Raw genomic sequence first — 24,550 nt, 5'->3', positions numbered from 1 at the left:
TAGTCGTTAACGAGAAGATCTTTGGTCCAGAACAAATCCGCCTCTGCCATCGTGGACTCTAACGCAAGATGTGTGGATGTGTGCGCGGGTGGACACAGAAAATCGGCCGTACGTTGCGGCAAGATGGATTGTCTTGATCGTGTGACGGCCTATTCGATGGCCACAAGCCGGAGCTAATTGTGCCCGACTTCAAGCGCTCCGTGAGCGGCATGGCGACGCGCCCCGACGCATGGGCCCGCTTACGAGTTTCCGGATCTCGTGGAGCAGCAACATGCGCTTTTGTCTGCGCGGCATTGAGTAAGCCGTCGAACAGGACCAAGAGCTCGCGCGCCTGCGCGTAGACTTCCGTGTTGATGGCGTCGCGTCGAATCCATAGGACGCAAGACGCGCGTTGATCTCGAACGTAGCGATTGGATCGATCCGCCAGCTCAGCGCGTTTTGCAGCGTGTAGTACACGGCCTTGTCTTCGAACTCCGAGGCGATCACGACCATGCCGATGCGGCGGAGCGTGGCCTCAATCGCCTTTTGGCTATAAGTCTCAAGAAGCTTATGGCGCAGTACGCGGTAGCGCTGAATCTCCCAGGAGAGTTCGGCGACTGAACTCTGCCGGCAGCGCGGGCGCGCCGTTGGAAGGCCCCGTTCGTAGCGGTGAGGCCTCCTCCCCGGTGCGTGAGGGCACGGCGCGCTCAGGACGGCGGCACTGGACGGGCTGTGGACTGGGCTCGCCACCCACAAGTCCTGCGCCACCGGCAGCGGCGCGATCTGCATATTGGCCCACCAGGCCCGTTCGTTGCCATGCCGGTGCAGCTCCTGGTGATGGGCGCGACACAGGGGGACGGTGAACTCGTCACTGACCTTGCGGCCGAGCGCCTTAGGTTGGGCGAATTTCAGATGGTGGGCATCGCATGGGGCTCGCTGGCAGACGAGGCAGGGCTGCTTGCGGACGAACAGCAGGTGGGCCTTGCTGCGCTTGCGGGAAGGCTCTTTGGGATGAGCGAGCCTCGTTTCGGGCGCCGCTGGCAGGGCCGGCTGCGGCGCGGTCTCGGTGCCCGCATCTGCTGCCGGCAGCGGTTCTTCTGCCAGGCTTGGCTCGCGATCCAAGGCGTGCACTTGTTCGACCCTGCTGGCTGCGGGAGGGATGGCGTCCTCGAGCTTGCTCTGATAGGCGGCCTCGACCAAGCGGGCGTCCGCCTCCAGCAGGCTGTTCTTGAGAGGAAGGCTGGCCTTGGCCCAGGCAAGCAGGTCAGTGCTGCCAGACAGCTCTGCGAGCCGGCGCAACAGCTGCTCGCGGAGCTCGGCGGACCTTGGCGGCCCCAGCACCGGCGCGCGGTTGAGCACGCCCTTGGCGGGCTTGGCTGTGGCGCCAACGGCTGGTTGCGACGCCGCAGCGGGCGGGCCGGCTGACGCATCGGGGGCGTCCAGATCGTCTTCGCCGGCAATGCCGACCAGCGTGAACAACGCATAGCGCCGGGCATAGGTCAGGGCGGCGCCCATCCGGTGCGGGGCGGCGGTGTCGGCGACCGGGCACACCGGCCAGTCGGAGGCAATCCATTCGCCCGAGGCGTGGAGCAGGGTGGTCGTGAGCCTGATCAGTCCGGTGTCGACATCGATCGCGGTGGCCTGCACGGTCGCGATCTCGTGCTTGGTGAGGCACTTGCGCACGATCTGAAGCCCGCTGGCGAGCGAGGCATAGCGGAAGGTGCGGCTCTCCTCCCGCGGGAACGGTGATACGATCGTCGCGGTCAATACCTTTTCCGGATTTTCAAGTTCACTTTGCGCCCGCGCAAGCGCGCCGGCGATTTGGCTGATGGTCACGCTGCAGCGCTGCATTGGCTGTCTCCACTGCTCGAGGTTATCGGTCCTTCAGGAGGTCCAGCTGGATCGCCAGGATGAGTCCGGCGACGATCAACTGGTGCTCCAGGTCACGGATCAGGGCGACAAGGGCGTGGTCCTGCGCGCAGCGCGCCTCAAAGCCACGCAGTTTGGCCCAGAGTTCAGCGAACAGCTCGAATGCCGATTCGTACGGCTCCGGGGGATCAGAGAAGGGATCGAGATGGACAAAGTCAAAGGACGGCTGCATCGGCAGACCCTCTGAACCGGGAGCTCAGGCTCGGCAAGTTGCCCGCCCCGTGGCTGAGCTCGGCGGCAGGTTTAAGCGACGTCGACCACCTCGAAGCTGATTGCGCCGGCCTTGGAGCGCTTGGCGCGCAAGCCGTGGCCGCTCGCCTCCTTGGCGTCTTCCGGCACCAGCGCCTTTAGCTCCGTTTTTGCCCGCTCGTGCTCGAGCGCCGCGCCGCGAGTTTGGCGGTAGAGCGCGCCCAATTCCGCCCAGGCGTTTGAGCCGCTCATGTCGACCACCCGGATCGCCGCCAGCCGCGGCCGCGGCGGCTCGATACCAAACAGCTGCGGCGCCTCACCGTTTTGCACACAGCGCCAGAACTTCTACTCGGCGATGAGCAGCAGATGTTGATAAAGCGGATCGGCATGGACCCTGATTTCGACCCATCGGCCACCACCGGTGATGATCGACAGCACCGCGGCGCGGGCGGCGACCACCCACATGTTGTGCTGCAGTTGGGCCATATGCTTGTCCGCCGCCGCGTCCTCGGAGAAATTCCAGGGCAGCGCGAATTTGCTTTCGAATACGTCTCCGGTTTGGTGCACCCGCCCATCGAGAGTCGCGGCCAATGCACTGCTGGCTCAACTGTGCGCAACCGCGTGCGGCTCTGATCCAGCTTCAGGCCCGGTGGCGTCAGGGCGAGGAGACGCCTGTGTCGGTCTTGTTCACGACCTCAAAATGGTCGAGCGCTATCTGCGGCGTGCGCAGGCACGGCGCGACAGGTTGCTGCGACGTCGTCTCTCCGACGCAAGCCGGTAGGAGGCTGTGCAATGCCGCCCCGCTGGACGCGGGCCAAGACCGCGCAAGTCGGCCGAGGCGGTTGGTCACGCGGAACAGGCCCAGTGATCGGCGTCCGGACCGGTTTTCATGCCGATCGGTTCGCGCCAATGCGCGCGTGCGCGCATTGGCACACGGCCCCGGGTGTTTGTGCGCTCCGGCAACAGGAGGGGAGCTCGAAATGCGCAGAACGAACCCAATTAACGTGAAGGATTACAACGTAGTCTTGTTCGTTGCCAACGCCGAGATGTTAGAGCTGAGGCCGGTTTGGCGCAGCCACGGCGGCGACGCTTCGAGCCCCGGCCTTGGGGCTTCGATATTGAACAGGCAGGTTCGCCGGTCTGGACGGAAGGGCGTTCGCGCATGGCAAAATGCCAAGGCTGCGTCAACTGCGGACAGCGGATCTCACTGTCCATTCGTCGCGGTTGTGCAAGTGTGGCGGGAGCGAAGAAGTGTAGGCCATTGAAATGGTTTAAATAATGTCGGCCTGACGACGAACGTCGTGCCGAAGCTAGTATCGCCCTCCGATACCTGCATTTGGCGCGGCGCATCGGGAGGAAGTTGTAATTGCATTCCAAAGTCGCTTATCAAATTAGCCGTACGTCAGGATTGCCGATGTTAGGCAGTTGGCAATTCAAACCAAGTGGTGCTTCCGATGCTACGAGATCCCAGAATGTCCGATGACCGTGTGGATCAATGGCTCGCATTTGCGCGCCAGTTTTTGCGGGCTCTCGCAGTTCGCAAGAGGAAGCAATTCGATCGGAGGGTGCCGATCGGAGACCTTCTCACCGAGCGCGACGATAACGCCGCAGCGTATGGGTTCGGCGAGGGCACCACGATGTACGACAACGTGCTCGTTCTGGGGTCTGTCAAGGTCGGACGAAATACCTGGATTGGACCAGGATGTATCCTGGATGGCTCGGGGGGAGATTTGCAGATAGGGGACTGGTGCTCCATCTCCGCTGGCGTCCAGATCTACACACATAACACCGTAAATCGTTCTATTTCGCTCGGCAGGGACCCGATCGATTACGCACCCACCTGGATCGGCAATGGAGTATATGTGGGCCCTAATTCCGTGATCCAAATGGGTGTAACGATCGGCGACCGCGCGATCATAGGTGCAAATTCACTGGTCAACAGGGATATTCCTACAGGTGCCAAGGCGTTTGGCTGTCCTGCGCGCCTTCAGCAGCCCTCAACGTCGAAATAAATGCAATCCGCGGCCGGCCCAAGTTTCCATTTTCGCCGCAACTCCGGTCGCCGCCGATTTAATGGCAAGTATCAACGGGCAAGCTGAGGAATAAATTACTGCATTAACAAATTTAAGTTGCTCTTCCGCTAGTTTGACGTACCATTTAATTGAGGGCTGGCTGTTGCAGGATGATCCCCATGACCCATCTCGATACCGACGGCGAAGATCGTCGTGAGTTCTTGAAGAGCTGCGGAAAATTTGCCGCCGTCACCCCTCCTGCCATGACGCTGTTGCTGTCCACCTCTCTTACTTCAGCCGCGATAGCCAGTTCAGGCGGTCATATTGTGCACGGCAACAATGGCTACGGCAACGGCGGCGGTGACGGCAGTCCGAACAATAAAGAGGATCGCGATCGCTAGATGTTGCTGTGGACAGCCGCGCCATAGCGGTGTCTACGGCGTCGCGACCGTCGCGGGGCTCAACCGGTGCGGCGGCGCTTGCGGCTGGATGAACGGTTGATCAACAAATCGTCCAGCTTCTTGCCGGCTCGGAGCTGCGCCTTCAACCAGCGGGGTTGCTTGCCACGACCGGACCAGGTCTCGGACGGGTTTTTCGGATTTTGATACTTCGGCAGCACTGGCGGGTAGGGGCGGCGCGCACGTTCGCCGTTGGGGGCCCCGGAAGTTCCCTCGATCCTGCGAAGCCGCTCTTCGAGCTTGGCTTTTTCCGCAATCATTCTCCGACTAAGAACAGTCGTCACTTCATCGTAAAGCCGCCACAGCTCGGCTGTGGCCGCGGATGCCCACTCGTCGTTCCCCATGGAAGCCGTCCCCACTACTTCCGATTTGAAATAGGAGGGGGGCTTATCAGGTCGAAGCCCCGTCGGGCAAGCCTGATCGGCCTGCCCACAGAACTCTAGTGTGCAGTGCGGTACTTCTTGGGGCTACCAGCCGGGCCTGTGCCTTCGACCGGCCGGTCGCCTCCCAGCCGGTCTCCGCCGGCGGACCCTTCGCATCGGGCCGAGCAAGCGCTGCTCGGCCATCGACACACGACTACGTAAATTCTGCAATTCAGTGAATTGAACGATCAGAGATTCATGCGTTTGCCGCAAAACAGCCGAAGAATACATGTGACCACCTACTCATTACCAGCGATGACCCGTGACCGCAGATTGAAGTTTGCCGGGTTAACGAAAATGTCGCCCGAACTTTGCTGACCAGGTTTTCATCGGTGCCCCTGCCGAAGCAGCCGTTATCGTTCGAGACGTCTGATTAATGGTTAGAAAATTTCCACTCCTCATATTGATGTTGGATGAATAGTCTTACTTTTTGAGCCTCCTCTCCGTGTTATGGGTCGAGGCTTTTCAGCCGCCTCGCTCCGGTCAAGTTTGTCGAATGTTAGATTTGAATCATGAATGTGACTATATATCGTTCGTAATAAGTGGTCGGTGATGAGCTTGATGGCTGTTAACCAATCCTGACAAGGCAGCCACATACTGGACCGCCAGATCTGCGGGAGAGTTTTGCAGATCATAGCCAGCTGAGAAGGCACTGTTTTGTAGATGAATCGGCTGCTTCGGATTTTCCATGGAGGACCGCAATCCTACGGTGCTGCATGCATTCTCAAAGCGAGTTACAGTGGTGTGGCCATCATGCGTTGCCGATACGCGCCGCGACCAATCGACAGTGCGGCGTTTTGGCAGAACGGATTGGTTGTGCTTCCCGCGCGTCTTGAGGTGAATGCAGGAATAAAAACTGCCGCGCGGGGTATCAGGGATAGGCAGGGGAAGCATGCGCCGCATCAGAGTCGTCATCGCGGATCGGCACCCGATCGTCTTGCAGGGGATCAGCAGCGTCCTTGCGGCGCAGCGCGATTTTGCGATCGTGGCCGCCTGCGGCGATACTGCAAGCTGCATTGGGGCCATCCGACTTCTGGTGCCCGATATTGCACTGGTCGATATTGCAATGCCCAGTATCAGTCGACCGGACATTCTGGCTATCGCAAACACCGCTGGCCAGGGTACCCGGGTCATTTTCTTCGCTGAAAAGGCCGGCGATCAAAGGTTGCAGACGCTGGCCGCGGGCCGCGCCTGCCTCGTCCTCACGAGGGATGCTGAGCCGGAGATGCTGGTCGCGACCCTGAGGAAGGTCGCGGAACGCCAGGGACCGGCATCGCGGTCGCCGTGCACAGGTGGCGAGGTCCGTGGGGAGTCTCACACCGGTGAGGAAAAGGCTCCGACGCAGCTGACCGACCGGGAGCGGCAGATCATGAGACTTGTATCGGAGGGGCTGTCGAACAAGGAGATTGGGCGTTTCCTGAACATTACCGACGGTACGATCAAAGTCCACCTTCACCACATCTTCCAGAAGCTCGATATCAGCAATCGAACAGTTCTCGCGGCATTTGCAATTTCGCAAAACGGGAAACATGCGGCCGCACGTGAACTCGCCTCTTCCGGCCTACTACAGCAGGATTCGGCGGTTCGAAACGACGAGGACGTTAAGCGAAGCAATGTCCTTCCGGAAGGTACGCGTTAGCTGGACACCGCATCATGCTGGGCGGTGAGCATCGGTTGCGGCGCGCAGATGCTCGGCCATGTTGCGGCAGGCTCCTTCGGCCTCAGCCAATGTTCGGAAGGGCGACCCGCTGATCTTGATCGCGCCATTGTTCTCGTAGAGTGGTCGCCAACTCGCCAGGTATCCGGAGCGTCCGTGAAAGCCTGGACCGGTAGGGCTCTCCAGGCTGATCACAAACGAGAAGCCATCGCCGCTCGCGCTCCAGATCTCCATGTTTTCGATGGGCCGGTGAAATTGCAGTGGCATGGCAATCATCCGTCGTGCGCTGCCCTTAATCAAGCTAATCAGATATATGCATATTAAATATTAGTTTGACACTCCAGATTGGGGTTTCCCGGCGCCGGGGCGAGCAAGCCCGAGGCCATGGAAATGCTGGCAATCTGCTGGCGGCGCACGCTTCGTAATCTCCATCTTTCAAACAAAATTCTGGTTGAAAGTCTATTTAATATATAATAGGAATAAAGCAAATTTAAATCAAGGGGAGCGCATCGTGAGCCAAAGTGGCAATGAAGATGACGACCGGCGGGCGTTCCTGAAAACCTGCGGAAGATTCGCGGCCGTGACACCCCCCGTCATGACGCTGCTGCTGTCGACCTCGCTGACCTCGACGGCCATCGCGCGTTCAGGCGGACAGAACGGAGCAACGCATGGCGACGACAGGGGCCAGTCGTTCCTCGACAACGACCGCCCGTCCTCTGCAGCGTCGGGGTCCTCTGGCGGCGGGGCACCTGGAGGCGGTGGCGGACCTGGGGGGCGGCGTGGAGGGGCATCTGCTGCTGGAGGGCCATCCGGCAGTGGCGGCGGATCCGGCGGAGCGGCCGGTGGCAAAGGACCTTTCGCGACGGGAGGGAACTCCGGAGATCCGACCGCATATGGAGGGGTCGATTGTGCAGATGAAGAAGACGACGAGCGGAGGCACAAGCCCGAGTGCGAGCGAGCCGCCACTCGACTTTCGAGCGCAACCCGCTCCGAGCATTAACAACGGTTCGACCCGCTGTTGTTGCATGCTGAGCAGCCTAGCCCAATGGAGCGTGCCGCGCCTGGGCACATGAGTACTCTATTAACGCGCCGCCGCATCGTTATCGGCAACGCAGCATCCGAATGTTAGTCGCGTTTTTCTCTGATTGCATATTTTTTTGCCCACCATCGAAGCTGGCGGAATTCTCGCGGACATATTGCCAGGAGACCTCACATGAAAATCTGCGCTCGAGTGGACAACCCCGCTGCTGTTCTTCGCCAGCGTCTCGAAGCGCTTGCCTCCCAACTCGCGGAACTTGAGAGTCTCAGGGACCGAGTGGATCGAGAAGAGAACCATCAGCGCGAGCTGCGCCGGTCGGGCTATCTCGGACGGCGCGCGAGCTCAGAGCGCAACCCTGCAACGTCGCAGATTTAAAGCTTATGCCTGCTCCGCCTGGTCGCAACCCATCAAATTATTCAGCGAGAGTCCGAAAGCGAACGGATGGTTCGAATTTAATCGATCATATTTGGCTCGGCGGGGGGCGAGCGGTTCATCCGCAGCAGCATCCCGTCACGCCGAGAACAGGGGCGCTAGTTTTCTGGCGCAGTACGTGCGGGGAGCGGGGGGTCTTCAATCTACTAACTAGTTTCGCTTGAAAGGATGAAAGCTCGTGAATGATGCCAATGTGAAAGTCGAAACGCAGGCCGATCCGGTGAATGAGAACGCGAATGGTGCAAAACCAAGGTTCGATTTGCCGCTTTTGAATTTCCAGGAACTCCTCCGTGGCTTCGCCGAGCGGGGCGCCGCACAGACCAAGAAAAATATCGCGAGCATGAAAGCGACTTCCGAGGAGATCAGCGACATTCTCCGTGAAGCCTGCTCTATGAACGCCAGAGGGGCCGTTGATTACGGCGCCAAGGTCATCGAGATTTCCAAAGACAATACCAGCGCCACCCTGGAGTTTTTATCCCGGCTCGCTGAGACCAGGTCGCTGCTGGATATCGTGCATCTTTCGACCGCCCGAAGCCGCGAGGCTTTCGAAGTTGTCTCCGCACAGAATCGGGAGCTTTGGGAGCTCGCGCAGAAAGTTGCGATCGAGACGACCGAGCCCATCAAGACCAGCTTCAACAGAGTGCTGCACAAGACCGTCTGAACCGAGGCTACCGGCCGCGCGGATCGACTGGACAGGCGTTTCCGCGACGAGGGGACGCTCGGTCCAGTCGATGGCGGGCCAGCGTGCTCAGGGTCCGCAACAGATTGCAGGAAACGAAGATGGGTGTGGTAATGATCAAATGCCCGGAAACGGGCGACGCTATTTCGACGGGTATCGAGACTGATCGCGAAAGGTTTCGCTGCAGCGCGGTATTCTTCTCGCGCACCTATTGTCGGGTCTGCGCGGCTACACACGAGTGGTTCGCGCGAGAGGCCTGGGTCTACGAGCCTGCCCTGGATAGTCGGTCGCCGGGCGGCTGGCGGGCGTCTCGCGCCGGCGCGGCTTGAATAAGTCCTGCTCCGCCACGCGAAATTATCCGATCGATCCTGCGGCTCATCACCTTGTAGCACTCGCATGCCACGGCTTCGAGCCGCGGCCGGTCAATCTCGAGCTGACCGCGGCGGTTGGATTTCAACGCTCTTGACGCGCGCAACGCCCTCACAACATGCGTGACCGTGGTGCGTCGGACGCCCAGTAGCTCCGACATAGTCTCCTGGGTCAAGGGGAGGAGATTGCTGCCATTCGCCCGGTCGTGAATTTGAAGCAGCCAGCAGGCCATCCGGGCTTCGACGGAATGCAGTGCATTGCAAGCCGCGACGTGCTGAACCTGCGTCAGCAGCGATCTCGTGAAAATCTGCACCATGGATGCGATCGCGGCGCTGCGCCCCAGAGCTGACAAAAATTGCGCCGCCGGGATCTGCAGCACGGGCCCCGGTACGCGGACGACTACCGTCACGGATGAGTGGGATGTACCAAGCGCCAACGTTAGACCGATCGCACCTTCACGACCGATCACCGCTATGGCGGCAGTCTGCCCGTTCGGCAAGTCCACGATGTAGGAAATCGCGCCGCCACAGGGGAAGAGAAGGTGCTCGATTCGATCTCCCGATCGGACCAGTACGGCGTCGCGCTTGAGTACGACTTTCCGCAGGTGAGGCGCAAGCAAAGCGAAATCCGCCGCCGGCAACGCTGCTAACAATCGATTACCAACTCTTGTCGCGTGGTCCATCATGGGATTCGTCCCCCACGGAGGTCCGGCGCTAGGTCTCCTGCCGGCTGGTGCCGGCTGGTCTGCACTACTCAACAGCGCTCCAATCGGTCACCGGAGATATGGTTCCAATTGGGAGTCGTGCGTGTGCGACGGCACCGCCACGCACGATCCCGCTAGATCCTGCGATTGGCTCCAACTGGAGACCGGCAGGCTCGCGGGGATTGCAGTTGATGTCGGCCAAGCCTATCGCTCGTCCGCCTTCTCGGGAACCGGAAAGAGTGTCATCGAAGCGGACGCTCTATGCCTGTGCGACGGATGCCAATTTTCGGCCGAGTATGCTCAGGCGGCGACCGCCTAATCATTGAACGTTCTTAACTCGTGGCTGACTCTTAATCAGCGGGTCCCAGGTTTGGGCCCCGCCCACCGCACCTCGCAAAGCCTTAGGCCGATCCACGGTTTGAGAAGACCGAACTAAAACGGTTTTTCAAACGGTGCTTTTTGGATCCCACCGGACGGTTGCTCCCGACAACGTGATCGGCGGTGCCGGTGACAAGCGGCTCGCCGAGCGGCTTCCCCACTAAGTCACCATTTGCCGAACGAGTGTGCCGCAAGTTCGAACGACCCTGCTATTGAGCAGATCGGCCCTTGGTGCGGCTTCCTATTTTAGGCGAATTGCTTGTGACGTTCACGGAGGGAATCCATCCACAGGGTGAGATCCTGCACGTGCTTGAACATATCTTCGGGAGGCGGCGAAGCGGCATTTTCGCCCGCGGGAAAGATCGTGAGCGTCCGTGATATCGCAACAAAGTTTGAATCCTGCCTCCCAAGCGGTGACGTCAGCGGCTTTCGGGTGCGGCGCTTCAGCGCCTGCTGGAGACGCGCGACGCGCTGGCGCGTCAATCTCGTCGCCAAGGCCTTGCGAGAAAGCAACCAGATCAACGACGAAATCAGCCGCGCTCTTGGTTGTGACTCCGCATCCTCGTTTTCGCAGGCTTTCACCCGTCACATAGCTGGGCGCCTGGCCCGTGTCGCAAAGGCTTTCACCTGTCAGACGTGGTCCAATGATTGCCTGTCGCGTATGCTTCTGACACAAATTTACAGGCCGAATCTACCGAATGCGCAACGTCTGGAACAGTCTGACGATCCGTCCCATCGGTATGAATTGCCGGCGGTTCGTCTCAAAGTATTTGATTAGCTCGTCGAGTTCGTCTTGCGTGGGCTGTCGGTTACGCTCTTTGCTCTTTCCAACCAAATTGAGGTGACTTAACGCGACGCGTGCGAGGCGGGCTTCCTCGGCTGAAACCTCGACACCGTGCACGGCGGCGGCGTTCGTTATGATTGTACGGAGAAGGACAAATCGATTGCCAGTGTCGCGGGGGCCAGCGCCCAGCTTGGCGCGCTTTCTTCCGAACTCGATCAGCGACTCTCTGTTCAGAGCGGGCAGCTTCACACTGCCGAGTTCGGTCTTGAGCTAGGCCATCACAGCAGCTTTTGATCGGCGAGGGGGCTTACCGACCTCGCGCATGTCTTGGTCGTGCAAGTCAATCAGATCGCCAAACGTGCGAACGTTCCGGACCACGCGTGGCTTCGACGATCCATTACGGTCAATGTTGCGCTCCATTTCGAGCGCCCATTCTTCCTTCGCCATCCTTGCGTCTTCGGAACGTCTCGGCCACATAACGGGTCTTGCGCCGGACTTGGACGCGCCGGTTTCCGGATGCAATTTGTGTAGGTCGCCACGCGTGTGCACTCCGGCTTTCGTGTGCACGACGTGTGCACCGGGAGATCCAGAAAAATCCATTAGGCGCAAGCCTGCAGGGCCCGCCCTTTCATGCCAATGAAACAGCCTTGACGTTCGGAAGCTTTTGACGCGAAGCAGGCCTGCGAACGATGCTACTTGCCTTCGTTCCAGATATCGGTGGCGAGCTTCCAATCATTTCCGACCTTTTCCCAAACCACGACATATTTTCCAGTCACTTCCTGTGGTGTCGGTCCCTTGGTCTTCAGCACGAAGGTGCCGATCTCGCGTGCCGCCATAGGGCCAAGCGGCTTAACGTCAACGGTGGTAAGTTTCGGATCGCCAACTTGCTCCGCCATGCCTTTCCACATTGTCTCGATGGCTGCTCGGCCCTGCACCATCGCAGAGCCGGGCGGGAATGCAGTCGCATCCGTGCTGTAGAGTGACCCAATTCCAGAGAAGTCGCCCTTGTTGAACATTTCAATCCATTTGGCGTTGATCACTTCAATTTCGGCCTTCTGAGCCGATGCTAGGCCGGTCAACGAAATCACGAATGCGATCACCAGTGCTATGCTGCGCATGATCATCTCCAATTCTGATGTAGATACGAATGCGAGCGGCAATTGTCCTGACGTCGAGTGGATGCGCTGAACGCCGCATCCCAGACCGCGTTTGGCGCAACAGCAACTCCGGAGGACTACCGTCAACAACATTGACAGGTAAGAACAAGGCCGCACCGGGTGCGATCGAGCGACGAGGTTGATTGCTCGTTATCGAAGGTTCACCGATAGAGTGACAGGCCGCAAGGCACCGGTCCAACAAAGAGCGTTCCCATGTTGCTGAACGTCGTACTTCGACTGAGAAGGGAGAAGTGCCACTCTTGATGTGCCTGATCGCATTCTGCCCTTGAGGCGCGGTCGATACTCCGACAAGGGATCGCTTTGTAGCGATGTCATGGAAGCCCGCGCCTCACCTCGTGGAGATTAGTAGCCGAGCATCAAGCGGCCACCCCGGCGCGTCTTGTGGCGGGCAGTCTTACAGGCGGACACCGGTTGTAGCAAACGCTTGGGCAACTGGTTTCTGCACCTGATCCAAGAGCGCCATTGCTGCAATTGCGATCACAACGGCAGCAGCGCAACCGAGCAGAAAAGCCTTCATGCGCGAACTCCATCATTTACAAGCCGTACTCATCTTACGATGCCGCTTCCTGTGAGTAACTGTGGCGAACGATCTCAAGCTCGCCCGCAGTTGCTGCCGGGTCTAGGGGCTCTTAAAAACCGGGTCGATCGAAAATGCATCGCTCATCAACCCCAGCGATTGAAGGTCGGCGCTTTGCAAGTCCACTTCCAATATGAGGAGGAGCAGCATGAGCACGACAACCGTAAAAGCGAGCAGAGGCGAGGCTTTTCGGGTAGCTGGCTCTGGAGCGATCAAGAACATGCGCATGGCGCGTAGCCATGAGATCATCCGCAGCAATGGCCTCGATTGCCCCAGCATGCCTTCTTCCTTGACATGACGAGCAAAAACCAAGGCTAGGACTCGCGCTGCCGCGATTCAAGGGAAGATTGCGGGCGGCGGGCGAACTGACGCAGTGCGCGTCGAGGAACGGATACCGATCCTTCCTCGTTGAAGCTTGCGCCCCAGAAGGAGGATCTGGCCGTGAAGGCACTGACATCCATACTATGCCTGGCAGCGGTCGTGGCCTTCGATAGTGCGCTCGCCCAATCCCGTCAGACGGGGGCGCCTGCGCCACAGACGGTTCCCGAAGAGAGGGGCCAGCCGCAGCCACAGGGCTGGACCGGCCCGGTTAATACGGGTTCGGGCGGCGCGCCCGCCGAGAGTCCGCAGGGCCAGAGCCCGCCCGGGATGCAGGCGGCGCCCGAGGGCTCGTCCAAGAAAGTCGTGGCGCCGAAGAAGTAAGTGCGGTGCCGCGGACACTTATTTCGGGCATTCTTGACGGCATAGAGTGACCATGGCTGGCAGTGATTGATGCGATGGGCTTCGTGCGCCCGGGTTGCCGCAACCCTCCTGGAGATTGTTGCTGCGTCAGCGGCGCACGCGCAGCTTGCGGGTCACGGCGGCCCCGTCCGTGCGCTCGCCGTTTCGGCTGATGGCGACAGCCTGTTGTCGGGCAGCTTCGACACTTCCGTCATCCGCTGGTCGCTTAAGACCAACGCGGCGGGCGAGGTGCTAAGGTATCATGCGGACGCCGTTAACGCCGTTGCTTTCCTGCAGGACGGCCGCATGGTCACCGCGGGGTCCGACGCCCGGCTGGCGGTATGGACAGCCGGCCGCCAACAGCCTGATCAAGTCCTCGAGGGGCATACCGCTCCCGTCGTGGCAATCGCCGTGGCGTCGGACGGATCGAGCCTCGCCTCGGCCTCTTGGGACCATAGCGTGCGCCTTTGGTCGTTGGCTGATGGCGCCGCCCGGGTGTTCGAAGGTCACGCGCAGAATGTGAACGGTGTGGCCCTCGCTCCAGACGGCATGTCGCTCGTTAGCGTCGGCTATGATCGTGCGTTGCGCATCTGGCGCTTGCCCGAGGGCCGGCCTGAGACGGTGGAATTGCCAGCGCCATTGAACGCCGTCGCCATCGCGCCCGATGGCGAGATCGTCGCGGCAGGGGCTGACGGCAAGCTGCGCATGTTGACGAGGGACGGGGAGCTGGAGGGCCAGGTGGCCGCGGGCTTGGCACCGATCGTCGCTTTGGCGCTTTCCGATGATGGGATGCTGATCGCCGCCGCAGGCATCGACGGCACGGTTGCCATTGTGCAGCGCAAGCCGCGGAGAGTGTTGCGGACGCTCGTGGGCCCCGTTTTCCCGATCTGGTCGGTCGTGTTTCTGCATGATGCAGCAACGCTCGTGACCGGAGGTGCGGACGGAAAGATCCGGCGCTGGAACGTGTATACCGGTGAGCCCGTCGATTCGAACCTGTTCGGGACATCAGCGGATCCGCTGGCCGCTTATGCGGGCGATCATGGTGCCGATATTTTTCGCGCTTGCGTTGCCTGCCACACGCTGTCGGACAAGGAGCCGCAACGTGCAGGGCCAACGCTTGCCGGATTGTTCGGACGGAAAATCGCCTCGCTCTCGGGCTATCGGTTTTCCGAGGCGCTCAAGACGATGGATATCGTCTGGAGCCCCGAGACCGTCGCAAAGCTGTTTGAAGTCGGGCCCAACGCCTACACGCCGGGAACGAAGATGCCGGAGCAGCGCATCGGATCGGCCGAAGACCGCCGCGCGTTGACCGACTTCCTGGCCCGGGCGACCTCGCAATAGGCGAGGCCCTAACCTGGACGAGGGACGTCGCGCCTACGTCTTGCTGTCCGGCCGGCGCAAATAATCCTCGGTGGTTCGGGGCGGCGCGCGTTCTGGCACGCCCTCAAACGGATTGAACCGCTGTTCGCTCATCACGATCACGCGGCAATCCGCGCACATCCTGATGGCGTCGAGGCGCTGGTCGCCCGCCGGATACATCCAATGATTGCCCTCGAGCTTGACCGCGATGCGATCAATCGTGCTCTTCACGCCGAATGCCGTGCCGCAGCGGATGCAAAGGGCAGGCTCTTCCTCTTTGATCACAATCGCGGGCGCGCGGCCTGCGCGGAAATCGATCTGCGGCTTCAGCGTTATGACCTTCTCGGGACAGGTGCTCTGGCAGAGACCGCATTGCACGCAGGCATCCTCGACGAATTTGAGCACTGGACGGTCGGGATCGTCGCGGAGCGCGCCCGTCGGGCAAACGGAAACGCAGGACAGGCACAGCGTGCATCCACCGGTATCAACACTCACCGCGCCAATCGGAGCGCCCTGAGGCAAGGCAATGACGTCGACCTGCTTCGGTGCGAGCCGATGCAGTTCGCTCAACGCGAAGCGAAGCAGGTCGCGCCGCTTGCCGACGGTCTTGAAGGTCGCAGGCGTGTTCACCGCGGCAAGTCGCTCGATGCCCCTCAGGTGCTCCAGCATTGACTCCGGATCGTCAGTTTCGATCACGGTGACCCGGCGCCCTTCAAATCCGAGGCCCGCAAGGATGGTCTCTGCCATGTTGATCGTTTGGGTCAGTCCAGCCACGTCATGCCGCGGCTTGCCGCGGAGCAAAAGCCGGAACGCGGTCGCTCCGTAGGCAAATGCGCCGATGACAGCCTCAATCCCGATCTGCGTCACCTCGTTGACGGCCAGAGGGATGACGTGGGCAGGCAGGCCATCGCCGTGCCGCGCCAGCGCGTCGATCAACGGCGTGCCGTGTTGGCGGTCGTGTAGCAACAGGACGGGGTTCGATCCGCCCGCCTGATGATAAGCGAGCAGCATGGCGCGGATGGTCTGAAGCTGGGTGTCCGCGGGCGGCAACGCGTAGGACGCGGCGCCCGTCGGGCAGGCGGCGGCACATTGGCCGCAGCCGGCGCAAATCTCGGCATCGATAGCAACATGATTGCCGGCTGGCGTGATCGCATTCGTGGGGCATAGATCAAGACAGCGATGACAGCCGGTCAGATTCGAGCGCGAATGGGCGCAAAGATCGGGCGTGAACTCGACATATTTAGGCTTATCGAAACGCCCGACAAGTTCACGCGCGCTCAGGACGGCTCGCAGCATGGCGCCCGGCTCCTTGGGATCGGCCCGCAGGTAACCGTCGCGCAGATCATGCGCCTGAAACAGCGGTCTCTCTCCCGATAGGTCAATGACGATGTCGCAACGCGAGGTGGCGCCGTTGCGTGGAGTTTCAAAGACGTAGTGGTCGCGCGAGGAGGGGCGCGGGGGAGCGTAGTCGTTGACGGTGAGCTCGAAAGCGCCAAAATGTCCTCTGGCGTTACGGATGGTTCCTTTAACGACCGGGAAGGGCGTTGCCACAGGCGAGATGATCGCGCCCGGCTCCCTCAGCATCACGGTCACATCGAGGTGATCCGAAAGGAGCAGCCCGGCTTCGATCGCCGCCTCGTCCCGGCCATAGATCAGGATGACGCCGTCGCTGGCAAGCGTGACAAGTGGATAATCGGGCGCCTGCACGGCGCTGGCTGCGAGCAGCGCTGCCATTTTGGGGCCCGCATGCGTGCCTTCGGTCGACCAGCCTGCCGTCTCACGAATGTTCACGAAAGCAATCGGCGCGGAACGATCGCCGGCTTGCTCCGCAAACAAGGATTGCTGATACGTGCAGGCAACGGTCAGAGGGCCCTCTGCCTTTGCGCATGGGCCAAAGTGGTCGAGCTCGGCGCCGCACAGGTGACGAAAACTCCTGATGTCGCCATTGTCGCATCCGCGCTTGATCGCGGCCACGTCAAGCCGCATCGTGTCTTCACACGAACAAATCAGGATGGTCTTCGCTGGCTGCTCCAGGTTCATCCCTCCGAGAAGGCGACGAATGACGGGCTCGCTCCGATCCTTCGCTTCGTATAGATATTGTCAATTGGGGAAAAGGAGAAATTGGAGGAAGGCCTGCGGTCGATCCCAACCAGCCTCGCTTCCACGGCGGAATGGATCCAATTGCCGCCGCCCTTTGCCTTGGTCCGGTTGCGCGAGAGCGGAGACGCGTTCGCCCATGCATGCTGCATTGCACCCGAAAGCGGTGCCGGCACGCTGGTCTATGTAGGGCGGTTCGACGTCGCCGAGTTCGCGGTGGTGCTGGAGCCCACGGAGCCGCTGATCACCGCACGCCGCGCCTTTTACGCCGGCATGGTCGCCCTGACCGACGCCCTGCGCGCCTATGCGCCGCCGGCCAAGGAAGTTGCGATCGGTTGGCCCGATGCGGTGAGGATCGACGGTGGACTCGTCGGAGGGGGACGGCTTGGCTGGCCTGCATCCGCGGACGAGGATGAGCCGCCGGATTGGCTCGTATTTGGGGCCATGATTCGAACAGTCATGATCAACGATCATGATCCCGGTGTTCGCCCGCTTGCCTCCGCCCTCGATGAGGAAGGGTTCGGCGAGGCCGGCGCAGTACAGATGACAGAGAGCTTTGCGCGGCACCTGATGCGGGCGATCGACAGTTGGCAGGTCGATGGATTTGACAGCGTCGCGCGCGAATATCTCAGCCGTATCCCTCGCGAGCGGCAAACGCTCCGACGCATCGATGATCGCGGCGATCTGCTCACGCGCCACACGGGTCGTGATACGACCGAGCGGGCAGCTCTCGTCGACGCGCTGGCCTCGCCATCCTGGCTCGATCCGACGCTTGGAGGGCCGAGGCGGTGAAAAAGACTATCAAACTTCTACGCACGATCGCCCTGGATCCCTCCGACACCTTCGTGTTCGACGTGCCGGCAATGCCAGGCGAATGGGCCGTCTCCGGCGCCTTCCGCTTCTGCGGTCAGGATCCGGCGGAGCTGAGCCGAAAGGCACGTGCCGCCTTCCGCAGCGGCTTTCTTGGCGTGCAATCCTGGGGATGGTCGACGCTCGCGCAGATCGTTCCGGCAACCGAGGACGATTGCCAGGTGCTGATCGAGCTCCTTGCCAGACAACTTGTCGATCGGTTCGGCGCACCGGACATGGCAATTGCGAGGGCCGCTGCGGAAGAGGAAGTCACCTTTGCACAGTCGCTCTGCTCGCACCCGGTCAGCTCGCTCATTGCGGTCCACCGCTCGGGCGGCGACGGCGACGTCCACGAGAGCTTCCGTAAGCTGCAACTGCGGGAAGGGCAGCGTCATGGCAAGGCATTCTCGTTCATGGAAATCGAGGATGATGTCAAAGCCGACAGCGATCTTAACTATTCTGATGGGGGCCAGGAGCGGCTCCTCCGATGAGTGATTTCTGGATCGCATGCGGCCATCATCTGCTCGATCGCGACGAGAGCGGCGGGCTTCGTGTCACCGACGAATTCTTGAAGGCTTATTTTGCCCGTCCCGAGCTGATGCCGCCGAAGGACGCGTGCCCGGTCGAACGAAGACTGCATCGTGAGATGCTTGCTGATCCGCGCCGGGCGGTCGCAGCCGACGAGGTCGCTGCGATCGCCGATGAGGACGCGCGGGAGAACTGGCGCTTCGTGGTGGAGTTTCGCGATCTTATGTTGCGGCACCCGACGCTCGAAGCTGCGTATCTCGCAGTTCTGAGTTCGTCGTCAAACGTCCTGCCGCCGCTGTTCATCAACCAGCTCGTGCATGTGATCTTGCGCAATGCGCTTGACGCCAACGACGATGTGTTCGTGCTGCGCGCCGCCGAGCTGTTCTTCCGGCCGCAGCGGATCCTTCCACATGAACAGGCCTTGCTGCTTGGCGACGAAGAGGTTGTCGGCGATCGCAGCCCGACGCCTATCTTGTCGCTGATCTCGATGCTGGGCACCAAGACTGACGCCCAGCTCGATGTGCTGAGCGAGGAAAATGCCGAGAGTTATTGGCAACGCAGCAACCAGTTCGATATGGCCCTCGATCTCACCGCGGGTGGGCGAGGCCCTCGCGCGCTGGCACAGGCGATGACGCGCTGGGTCTCCCATCTGCTCGGGATCGATGTTCGCATTGAACCGCTGACGGAACTACGCGAGGTAAAGCTGGCCTGGTATATCGGGTTGGACGCTGACGCCACCAAGATGGGCGATCGGCTTTGGCATGGCGAGGAGCTCGACGGGCTCAGCGCAGGGCGAGTTCTTTCGCTGTTTCGCCTCACCTTTGCGGATCCTCAACTCGCCCTAGAGACCCTGCGGGGCGAGCCGGTCTATCTGATCCTAGCGATGACAGCCGATCGGAAGCTCCGCATGAAACCGCAGAACCTGTTGAGGGGACTCCCGATCAGGCGCCTGGAGGCGATCTCATGAGTGTTGCCCTGCCGCTCCAGCGTATTCCCGTCGGTATCGTCGTCGAACTGCGCAAGGCGGATTCGCCGTGGGGCGATTTTATCTGGCGGAGCGCCGCCGTGTTGCCTGACATACCGGACACGGAGCCCTGGACAATCTTGCGCGAACAGGGCGGCACCACCTGGTTCTATGCCGGCAGCGCAACGGTTGATCTGTACGTGTCGGAAACTGCGCGTTACCGCGACAATATTGCCTCCGGCACGCCGAGCCTCTGGGTGGTCTTGAGCCCATCCGAGGGAGCTTGGCCTTATGCGATCGCCGCCACGACCGCTGATCCCGCCGAAGGAGAGGGGTTTACCGGGGCCGCTGACAATCTGGTTGAAGCCGTACCGATGCCCGAGGTAGTGCGCGAGCTGATTGAAAGCTTCATTGCCGAACACCACGTCGAGCGAGAGTTCGTCAAACGCGAGCGCCGGCGCGCCGACCCCGAGGCTTTGGCGCGTCGGCAGCATGAAGGCGGGCAAGAATGACCGAGGAAGAGTTTCTCGCACGTTGGTCGCGTCGCAAGCGCGCGTCGAATTCGAATGCTCCGCCAGCGGAAACAGCCGGGCCGGCCGGTGCAGCCGCGGTGCCATCCGCCGCGGCCGAGCCCGAACCGGACGTGGATCTTGGCAGCTTGCCGTCGATCGACGCGATCGCGGCGGGAACCGACATCACCGCCTTCCTGCGCAAAGGTATTCCGCCCGAATTGATGCAAGCGGCCCTTCGCCGCGCCTGGACGGCCGATCCGGCGATCCGCGATTTCGTGGGGCTCGCCGAGAACGCCTGGGACTTCAACGATCCGAATGCCATGCCCGGCTTCGGACCACTCGATTGCTCGCAGGCGGAGCTGGCAGCCTGGGTCGACCGGATCGTCGGGGGTCTGCGTGACGCCGCAGAGACTCAGCCTGACACGCCGACGCAATTGCAGGAGTCCTCGGCCGTTCCGAATGGCGATATTGTGCACTCCGTTGGGCTTACCGAGACGCCTGATGAAACCGGTCCCACAGAGATCGCGACTCCCGTTGCATCGCAATCGGCCATGGAGCCCGATACTGTTCCGCGCCGCGTACATGGTAGTGCCCTGCCTCAATAGTGTTGCTACCAAAGGCGCTATAGCCTCAACCTATTGAGCGGCGATTGACCGTCTGCGGAACTAGGTCTAGGTTTGCTAGCGCTTTGTTGCGCAAGTAAAATTGGTCGCTCGAGGGTCTCAGGCAACGGAGGTCCATGTGCGTGACGCCGGGCTATATCGCGCCATTGACGCCGCAGGCGGCGTGGCCCAGCTTGCGCGCAAAATCCACATCAGCCAGCCCTCGATTTCGAACTGGAGCAAGATACCCGCTCAGCGGGTGATTGCGGTCGAAGCTGCAACAGGTGTTCCTCGGGCCGAGCTGCGGCCTGATCTCTATCCCGATCACCATCACGAACACACGGCATCGCAAGACAGCATCGATCCGATCGATGTCGCGCGAGCGCAGGAATATGTCCTTCTCGCCGCCTTGCTCGCAGCTGCGCCGTCCAAGCGCTTGCTCGATCGGCTTACGGGTTTGAGCGGAGACGGCACGCCACTCGGTCAGGCTCACGCCGGCTTGGCGGAAGCCGCTTCGCACACGACCGCAGCTCAGGTCGAACGTGAATATTTCGACCTTTTTGTCGGTCTCGGCCGCGGTGAGTTGCTGCCCTACGCCTCCTACTATATGACCGGCTTCCTCAACGAGCGGCCGTTGTCACGTTTGCGGACGGATCTCGCGGAGCTCGGCATCGCGCGCGCCGAGGGCAATTCCGAGCCTGAGGATCATGCCGCCATCCTCTGCGCGATCATGGCCGGAATGGCTGATGGCCGCTGGGAAGCGCCGTTCGTTGCGCAGCGTGCGCTGTTCGAGAAACACGTTTCGTCCTGGATGGGACGTCTGTTTGGCGACATGGAGCAGGCGGCGAGCGCAAGGTTCTACCGCGCGGTCGGCACGTTCGGCCGCCTGTTTATCGAGATCGAGAGGCAAGGATTTTCGTTCGCGAAGTGGCCATGCGAGGCTGGTCCGGGAGAGGTGCGATGAGCGATGAAAAGAAAGCGATCGTCGGACGGCGCGACTTCCTCCGCAGGGTTGGCATCGGCACGGTAGGCGCTGGGGCCATGCTGACGACGCCACTCGTCGGTTCCGCGCAGGCCGACAGCGAGAATGACGATGAGAAGCGCAAGTCGCGCTACAAGGAATCCGATCACGTGAAGGCCTATTACCGCGTCAACCGCTATCCCGCCTGAGGGAGGCCGCCCGTGCTTATCAAGCGAACACAAGAGCATTCCGGATCCGACCGCCGCGGCTCGGTCGCGGACACCATGGCAAGGCAGACCGGCGGTCTCGATCGCCGCGCCTTCCTGCGCCGGTCCGGTCTTGCGGGTGGCGCGCTCGCGGCACTCGGGACCATGCCGATTTCCGGCGTGCGCAAGGCGGAAGCGGCCGTGGCGGGTCCGCTGACCGCCGGGGCCACCGTCAAGAAAAGCATCTGTACGCATTGTTCGGTCGGATGCACCGTGACCGCGGAGGTGTTGAACGGGGTCTGGATCGGCCAGGAGCCGAGCTGGGATTCCCCCATCAATCGAGGATCTCATTGCGCGAAGGGAGCTTCCGTACGCGAGTTGGTGCACAGCGAGCGGCGTTTGCGCTATCCGATGAAGCTCTTAAACGGGCAATGGACGCGCGTCTCCTGGGAGACTGCGATCAACGAGATCGGCGACAAGATCATCGAAGTTCGCGAAAAATCGGGTCCCGATTCCGTTTATTGGCTCGGCTCGGCCAAGATGACCAATGAAGGCGCTTATCTGTTCCGCAAGCTCGGGGCGTTCTGGGGCACCAACAACACCGACCATCAGGCACGCATCTGCCATTCGACCACTGTCACCGGCGTCGCCAATACTTGGGGCTATGGCGCGATGACCAATAGCTACAACGATATCCGCAACGCCAAGACCCAGATGATCATGGGCGGCAATCCGGCCGAAGCGCATCCGGTTTCGTTGCAGCATCTGCTCGAGGGCAAGGAACTGCAAAAGGCCAACTTCATCGTCATCGACCCGCGCATGACACGCACCGCTGCGCACGCCACGGAATATGTGCGGATGCGTCCGGGCACCGACATTCCGGTGCTCTACGGCATCATGTGGCACATCCTTCAGAACGGTTGGGAGGACAAGGAATTCATCAGGCAGCGCGTCTACGGCTTCGACGATCTCCGCAAGGAAGTGGAGAAATGGAATCCGAATGAGGTGGAGCGCGTCACCGGCATTCCAGGCGAACAGCTCAAGCGGGTCGCCAAGCTGTTCGCCACCGAGAAGCCGTCGACCTTGATCTGGGCCATGGGCCAGACCCAGAAGACCGTCGGCACCGCCAATGTGAGGGCGAGCTGCATCCTGCTGCTCTTGACCGGCAATGTGGGCGGACCGGGCATGGGTGCCAACATCTTCCGCGGCCACGACAACGTGCAGGGGGCGACCGATGTTGGGCTCGATATTGTGACGTTGCCGTTCTACTACGGTCTCGCCGAGGGCGCGTGGAAGCACTGGTCGCGGGTCTGGGACGTTGACTACGAATTCCTGAAGTCGCGCTTCGATTCCAAGCAGATCATGGAGACTCCCGGCATTCCTCTGACCCGCTGGTTCGAGGCAGTAACGCTGCCGAAAGATCAGGTCGCTCAGAAGGACAACGTACGGGCAGTGTTCGTTCAGGGGCACGCCAGCAACAGCATCACGCGCATTCCGGAGTCTCTCAACGGCCTGAAGGCGCTAGACCTGCTTGTCATTGCCGACCCGCATCCCACGACGTGGGCGTCATTGGCGGTCGAGGCCGGCCGCAAGGATGGCGTCTACATTCTTCCCGTGGCCACGCAATTCGAGTGCAAGGGATCGCGCGTCGCCTCGAACCGCTCGCTGCAATGGGGCGAGCAGATCGTCAAACCGATCTTCGAATCCAAGGATGATCTCGAGGTCATTTATCTTGTGGCCAAGAAGCTCGGATTCGCAGACCAGATGTTCAAGAAAATCAAGGTCGAGAACAATCTGCCTGAAGCAGAGGATGTGCTGCGCGAAATGAATCGCGGCAGCTGGTCGACCGGCTATTGCGGGCAATCGCCTGAGCGGCTCAAGGCGCACATGAAGCACCAGGCGAAGTTCGACATGCTGACGATGCGTGCCCCAAAGGACGATCCCGAGGTCGGCGGTGACTACTACGGCCTGCCGTGGCCGTGCTGGGGCTCACCGGACGTCCGGCATCCGGGCACGCCGCTGCTCTACAACACCAATCTCGCGGTGATGGATGGCGGCGGCACGTTCCGGCCGCGCTTCGGTATCGAACGCGAGGAGAAGCTGCCAGACGGGTCCACGCGCAAGGTCAGCCTGCTGGCCGACAAATCGTACTCTAAGGATTCCGAGATCCAGGACGGCTATCCCGAATTCACGCTGGCGAGCCTGAAGAAGCTTGGCTGGGACACGGATCTCACCGAAGCGGAGATGGCCACGATCATGAAGATCAATCCGACCAATCCGGATTCGGTGTCCTGGTCGCTCGATCTCTCAGGGGGCATCCAGCGGGTCGCGCTCAAACACGGCTGCGTGCCGTACGGCAACGGCAAGGCACGCATGAACGCCTTCGGCCTGCCCGATCCGATTCCGGTCCATCGCGAGCCGATCTACACGCCACGTGTCGATCTTGTCGAGAAATATCCGACGCTGCCCAATGCCAAGCAGTTTCGCATGCCCAACATCGGCTTCTCGGTGCAGAAGGCTGCTGTGGAGAAGGGGATTGCCAAGCAGTTCCCGCTCATCCTCTCGTCGGGCCGTCTGGTCGAGTATGAGGGGGGTGGGGAGGAGACGCGTACCAATCCGTGGCTTGCCGAACTACAGCAGGAGATGTTCATCGAAATCAACCCGGCCGATGCTGCTGATCGCGGCGTCAAGGATGGCGGCTGGGTCTGGGTCACCGGCGCAGAGAACAATTCCAGAGCGAGGATGAAAGCGCTCGTCACCGAGCGTGTCGGCAAGGGCGTCGCCTGGATGCCCTTCCATTTCGGCGGCTGGCTGGCAGGGAAGGATCTTCGCAGCGCCTATCCGAAGGGGACAGATCCGATCGTTCTCGGCGAAAGCGCGAACACCATCACGACCTACGGATATGATCCCGCGACGGGCATGCAGGAACCGAAGGTCACTCTTTGCCAAATCGCGGCGGCATAAAGG

25 protein-coding genes and 2 pseudogenes are annotated in these 24,550 nt (G+C 61.1%); 16 read left to right on the top strand and 11 right to left on the bottom strand.

Going from position 1 to position 24,550, the window contains the following annotated elements; all coding sequences use genetic code 11:
- Positions 1 to 189: 189 nt before the first annotated feature.
- The 3 genes and pseudogenes from ABIB80_RS27470 to ABIB80_RS27460 all read right to left on the bottom strand — a co-directional run.
- Positions 190 to 1,830 (bottom strand): ERF family protein, encoded by a 1,641-nt coding sequence (locus ABIB80_RS27470; RefSeq protein ID WP_354128792.1) that lies wholly within the window; start codon positions 1,828 to 1,830, stop codon positions 190 to 192.
- 22 nt (positions 1,831 to 1,852) lie between these two features.
- The gene (locus ABIB80_RS27465; RefSeq protein ID WP_354128791.1) at positions 1,853 to 2,080 is read right to left on the bottom strand and encodes a hypothetical protein; all 228 of its coding nucleotides are present in this window, start codon (positions 2,078 to 2,080) and stop codon (positions 1,853 to 1,855) included.
- Positions 2,081 to 2,151: 71 nt separating this feature from the next.
- Positions 2,152 to 2,688: pseudogene (locus tag ABIB80_RS27460) on the bottom strand (YqaJ viral recombinase family protein); the annotation flags it as partial.
- An 881-nt stretch (positions 2,689 to 3,569) separates the two neighbouring features.
- Between ABIB80_RS27460 and ABIB80_RS27455 the strand changes: the two are divergent.
- Both ABIB80_RS27455 and ABIB80_RS27450 read left to right on the top strand, forming a co-directional pair.
- The gene (locus ABIB80_RS27455; RefSeq protein ID WP_354128790.1) at positions 3,570 to 4,109 is read left to right on the top strand and encodes an acyltransferase; all 540 of its coding nucleotides are present in this window, start codon (positions 3,570 to 3,572) and stop codon (positions 4,107 to 4,109) included.
- A 170-nt stretch (positions 4,110 to 4,279) separates the two neighbouring features.
- The gene (locus ABIB80_RS27450; protein ID WP_051058403.1) at positions 4,280 to 4,510 is read left to right on the top strand and encodes a hypothetical protein; all 231 of its coding nucleotides are present in this window, start codon (positions 4,280 to 4,282) and stop codon (positions 4,508 to 4,510) included.
- Between the two features lie 59 nt (positions 4,511 to 4,569).
- Here ABIB80_RS27450 and ABIB80_RS27445 read toward each other — a convergent pair whose 3' ends face one another.
- Entirely contained in the window at positions 4,570 to 4,911 is a 342-nt protein-coding gene (locus tag ABIB80_RS27445; protein ID WP_007592797.1) for an H-NS histone family protein, read from the bottom strand.
- A gap of 970 nt (positions 4,912 to 5,881) precedes the next feature.
- On the opposite strand from ABIB80_RS27445, the gene ABIB80_RS27440 reads away from it, so the two are divergent.
- Positions 5,882 to 6,628, top strand: a complete 747-nt coding sequence (locus tag ABIB80_RS27440; RefSeq protein ID WP_354128789.1) for a LuxR C-terminal-related transcriptional regulator — start codon at positions 5,882 to 5,884, stop codon at positions 6,626 to 6,628.
- Positions 6,629 to 6,640: 12 nt separating this feature from the next.
- Here ABIB80_RS27440 and ABIB80_RS27435 read toward each other — a convergent pair whose 3' ends face one another.
- A complete protein-coding gene (locus ABIB80_RS27435) occupies positions 6,641 to 6,913 on the bottom strand; it encodes a hypothetical protein (protein ID WP_166517484.1) in 273 nt (90 codons plus the stop codon).
- A gap of 241 nt (positions 6,914 to 7,154) precedes the next feature.
- On the opposite strand from ABIB80_RS27435, the pseudogene ABIB80_RS39455 reads away from it, so the two are divergent.
- A pseudogene (locus ABIB80_RS39455) lies at positions 7,155 to 7,433 on the top strand (hypothetical protein); the annotation flags it as partial.
- A gap of 862 nt (positions 7,434 to 8,295) precedes the next feature.
- The gene (locus ABIB80_RS27430) at positions 8,296 to 8,778 is read left to right on the top strand and encodes a phasin family protein (RefSeq protein ID WP_354128788.1); all 483 of its coding nucleotides are present in this window, start codon (positions 8,296 to 8,298) and stop codon (positions 8,776 to 8,778) included.
- Between the two features lie 280 nt (positions 8,779 to 9,058).
- On the opposite strand, the gene ABIB80_RS27425 is transcribed toward ABIB80_RS27430, so the two are convergent.
- Positions 9,059 to 9,850 (bottom strand): Crp/Fnr family transcriptional regulator, encoded by a 792-nt coding sequence (locus ABIB80_RS27425; RefSeq protein WP_035992968.1) that lies wholly within the window; start codon positions 9,848 to 9,850, stop codon positions 9,059 to 9,061.
- Positions 9,851 to 10,610: 760 nt separating this feature from the next.
- On the opposite strand from ABIB80_RS27425, the gene ABIB80_RS27420 reads away from it, so the two are divergent.
- Positions 10,611 to 11,024 (top strand): helix-turn-helix transcriptional regulator, encoded by a 414-nt coding sequence (locus ABIB80_RS27420; RefSeq protein WP_354128787.1) that lies wholly within the window; start codon positions 10,611 to 10,613, stop codon positions 11,022 to 11,024.
- Positions 11,025 to 11,300: 276 nt separating this feature from the next.
- Here the strand turns inward: ABIB80_RS27420 and ABIB80_RS27415 are convergent, their stop codons facing one another.
- From ABIB80_RS27415 to ABIB80_RS27400, 4 genes are all read right to left on the bottom strand, one after another.
- Entirely contained in the window at positions 11,301 to 11,477 is a 177-nt protein-coding gene (locus ABIB80_RS27415; RefSeq protein WP_245285875.1) for a hypothetical protein, read from the bottom strand.
- Between the two features lie 245 nt (positions 11,478 to 11,722).
- Positions 11,723 to 12,148 carry a YybH family protein gene (locus ABIB80_RS27410; RefSeq protein ID WP_007592779.1) on the bottom strand — a complete coding sequence of 142 codons (426 nt, stop codon included), beginning with the start codon at positions 12,146 to 12,148 and terminating at the stop codon, positions 11,723 to 11,725.
- Positions 12,149 to 12,602: 454 nt separating this feature from the next.
- Positions 12,603 to 12,725: a hypothetical protein gene (locus ABIB80_RS27405; RefSeq protein WP_007592777.1), complete on the bottom strand. Its 123-nt coding sequence runs from the start codon at positions 12,723 to 12,725 to the stop codon at positions 12,603 to 12,605.
- A 102-nt stretch (positions 12,726 to 12,827) separates the two neighbouring features.
- Positions 12,828 to 13,097: a hypothetical protein gene (locus ABIB80_RS27400; RefSeq protein ID WP_354128786.1), complete on the bottom strand. Its 270-nt coding sequence runs from the start codon at positions 13,095 to 13,097 to the stop codon at positions 12,828 to 12,830.
- A 168-nt stretch (positions 13,098 to 13,265) separates the two neighbouring features.
- Here ABIB80_RS27400 and ABIB80_RS27395 point away from each other — a divergent pair, with 168 nt between their 5' ends.
- Together ABIB80_RS27395 and ABIB80_RS27390 are read left to right on the top strand one after the other, a co-directional pair.
- Complete coding sequence (locus ABIB80_RS27395) at positions 13,266 to 13,487, top strand: hypothetical protein (RefSeq protein ID WP_354128785.1); 222 nt, start codon at positions 13,266 to 13,268, stop codon at positions 13,485 to 13,487.
- A 69-nt stretch (positions 13,488 to 13,556) separates the two neighbouring features.
- Complete coding sequence (locus tag ABIB80_RS27390) at positions 13,557 to 14,846, top strand: c-type cytochrome (RefSeq protein WP_354128840.1); 1,290 nt, start codon at positions 13,557 to 13,559, stop codon at positions 14,844 to 14,846.
- A gap of 33 nt (positions 14,847 to 14,879) precedes the next feature.
- On the opposite strand, the gene ABIB80_RS27385 is transcribed toward ABIB80_RS27390, so the two are convergent.
- Positions 14,880 to 16,850, bottom strand: a complete 1,971-nt coding sequence (locus tag ABIB80_RS27385; RefSeq protein WP_354128784.1) for a 4Fe-4S binding protein — start codon at positions 16,848 to 16,850, stop codon at positions 14,880 to 14,882.
- Positions 16,851 to 16,985: 135 nt separating this feature from the next.
- On the opposite strand from ABIB80_RS27385, the gene ABIB80_RS27380 reads away from it, so the two are divergent.
- The 8 genes from ABIB80_RS27380 (at position 16,986) to ABIB80_RS27345 (ending at position 24,547) form a co-directional block, all read left to right on the top strand.
- Positions 16,986 to 17,753 (top strand): biotin/lipoate--protein ligase family protein, encoded by a 768-nt coding sequence (locus ABIB80_RS27380; protein WP_007592767.1) that lies wholly within the window; start codon positions 16,986 to 16,988, stop codon positions 17,751 to 17,753.
- Positions 17,754 to 17,761: 8 nt separating this feature from the next.
- Positions 17,762 to 18,301: a DUF6505 family protein gene (locus ABIB80_RS27375; RefSeq protein WP_354128839.1), complete on the top strand. Its 540-nt coding sequence runs from the start codon at positions 17,762 to 17,764 to the stop codon at positions 18,299 to 18,301.
- Positions 18,298 to 19,305 carry a DUF6352 family protein gene (locus tag ABIB80_RS27370; RefSeq protein WP_354128783.1) on the top strand — a complete coding sequence of 336 codons (1,008 nt, stop codon included), beginning with the start codon at positions 18,298 to 18,300 and terminating at the stop codon, positions 19,303 to 19,305. The genes ABIB80_RS27375 and ABIB80_RS27370 overlap by 4 nt, the downstream gene beginning before the upstream one ends.
- Positions 19,302 to 19,814 (top strand): DUF3305 domain-containing protein, encoded by a 513-nt coding sequence (locus tag ABIB80_RS27365; protein ID WP_007592762.1) that lies wholly within the window; start codon positions 19,302 to 19,304, stop codon positions 19,812 to 19,814. Before ABIB80_RS27370 ends, ABIB80_RS27365 begins: the two co-directional genes overlap by 4 nt.
- Positions 19,811 to 20,419 (top strand): DUF3306 domain-containing protein, encoded by a 609-nt coding sequence (locus ABIB80_RS27360; RefSeq protein ID WP_354128782.1) that lies wholly within the window; start codon positions 19,811 to 19,813, stop codon positions 20,417 to 20,419. Before ABIB80_RS27365 ends, ABIB80_RS27360 begins: the two co-directional genes overlap by 4 nt.
- A gap of 136 nt (positions 20,420 to 20,555) precedes the next feature.
- Positions 20,556 to 21,380, top strand: a complete 825-nt coding sequence (locus ABIB80_RS27355; RefSeq protein ID WP_354128781.1) for a molecular chaperone TorD family protein — start codon at positions 20,556 to 20,558, stop codon at positions 21,378 to 21,380.
- On the top strand, positions 21,377 to 21,586 hold the full coding sequence (locus tag ABIB80_RS27350) for a twin-arginine translocation signal domain-containing protein (RefSeq protein ID WP_007592759.1): 210 nt from the start codon (positions 21,377 to 21,379) through the stop codon (positions 21,584 to 21,586). The genes ABIB80_RS27355 and ABIB80_RS27350 overlap by 4 nt, the downstream gene beginning before the upstream one ends.
- A gap of 12 nt (positions 21,587 to 21,598) precedes the next feature.
- A complete protein-coding gene (locus ABIB80_RS27345) occupies positions 21,599 to 24,547 on the top strand; it encodes a formate dehydrogenase subunit alpha (protein WP_354128780.1) in 2,949 nt (982 codons plus the stop codon).
- The last annotated feature ends 3 nt before the right edge of the window (positions 24,548 to 24,550 follow it).

This window comes from Bradyrhizobium sp. i1.15.2 (assembly GCF_040548425.1).
Taxonomy (GTDB): Bacteria; Pseudomonadota; Alphaproteobacteria; order Rhizobiales; family Xanthobacteraceae; genus Bradyrhizobium; species Bradyrhizobium canariense.
Note: the sequence above shows the minus strand (reverse complement) of the source record. Positions and strands in the feature narration are given on the sequence as shown.

Coding starts and splice junctions, on each gene's coding strand:
- ABIB80_RS27470 (WP_354128792.1), bottom strand. CDS start 1,830: ATGCAGCGCTGCAGCGTGACCATCAGCCAAATCGCCGGCGCGCTTGCG.
- ABIB80_RS27465 (WP_354128791.1), bottom strand. CDS start 2,080: ATGCAGCCGTCCTTTGACTTTGTCCATCTCGATCCCTTCTCTGATCCC.
- ABIB80_RS27455 (WP_354128790.1), top strand. CDS start 3,570: ATGTCCGATGACCGTGTGGATCAATGGCTCGCATTTGCGCGCCAGTTT.
- ABIB80_RS27450 (WP_051058403.1), top strand. CDS start 4,280: ATGATCCCCATGACCCATCTCGATACCGACGGCGAAGATCGTCGTGAG.
- ABIB80_RS27445 (WP_007592797.1), bottom strand. CDS start 4,911: ATGGGGAACGACGAGTGGGCATCCGCGGCCACAGCCGAGCTGTGGCGG.
- ABIB80_RS27440 (WP_354128789.1), top strand. CDS start 5,882: ATGCGCCGCATCAGAGTCGTCATCGCGGATCGGCACCCGATCGTCTTG.
- ABIB80_RS27435 (WP_166517484.1), bottom strand. CDS start 6,913: ATGCCACTGCAATTTCACCGGCCCATCGAAAACATGGAGATCTGGAGC.
- ABIB80_RS27425 (WP_035992968.1), bottom strand. CDS start 9,850: ATGATGGACCACGCGACAAGAGTTGGTAATCGATTGTTAGCAGCGTTG.
- ABIB80_RS27415 (WP_245285875.1), bottom strand. CDS start 11,477: ATGGCGAAGGAAGAATGGGCGCTCGAAATGGAGCGCAACATTGACCGT.
- ABIB80_RS27410 (WP_007592779.1), bottom strand. CDS start 12,148: ATGCGCAGCATAGCACTGGTGATCGCATTCGTGATTTCGTTGACCGGC.
- ABIB80_RS27405 (WP_007592777.1), bottom strand. CDS start 12,725: ATGAAGGCTTTTCTGCTCGGTTGCGCTGCTGCCGTTGTGATCGCAATT.
- ABIB80_RS27390 (WP_354128840.1), top strand. CDS start 13,557: ATGCGATGGGCTTCGTGCGCCCGGGTTGCCGCAACCCTCCTGGAGATT.
- ABIB80_RS27385 (WP_354128784.1), bottom strand. CDS start 16,850: ATGCGGCTTGACGTGGCCGCGATCAAGCGCGGATGCGACAATGGCGAC.
- ABIB80_RS27370 (WP_354128783.1), top strand. CDS start 18,298: ATGAGTGATTTCTGGATCGCATGCGGCCATCATCTGCTCGATCGCGAC.
- ABIB80_RS27365 (WP_007592762.1), top strand. CDS start 19,302: ATGAGTGTTGCCCTGCCGCTCCAGCGTATTCCCGTCGGTATCGTCGTC.
- ABIB80_RS27360 (WP_354128782.1), top strand. CDS start 19,811: ATGACCGAGGAAGAGTTTCTCGCACGTTGGTCGCGTCGCAAGCGCGCG.
- ABIB80_RS27350 (WP_007592759.1), top strand. CDS start 21,377: ATGAGCGATGAAAAGAAAGCGATCGTCGGACGGCGCGACTTCCTCCGC.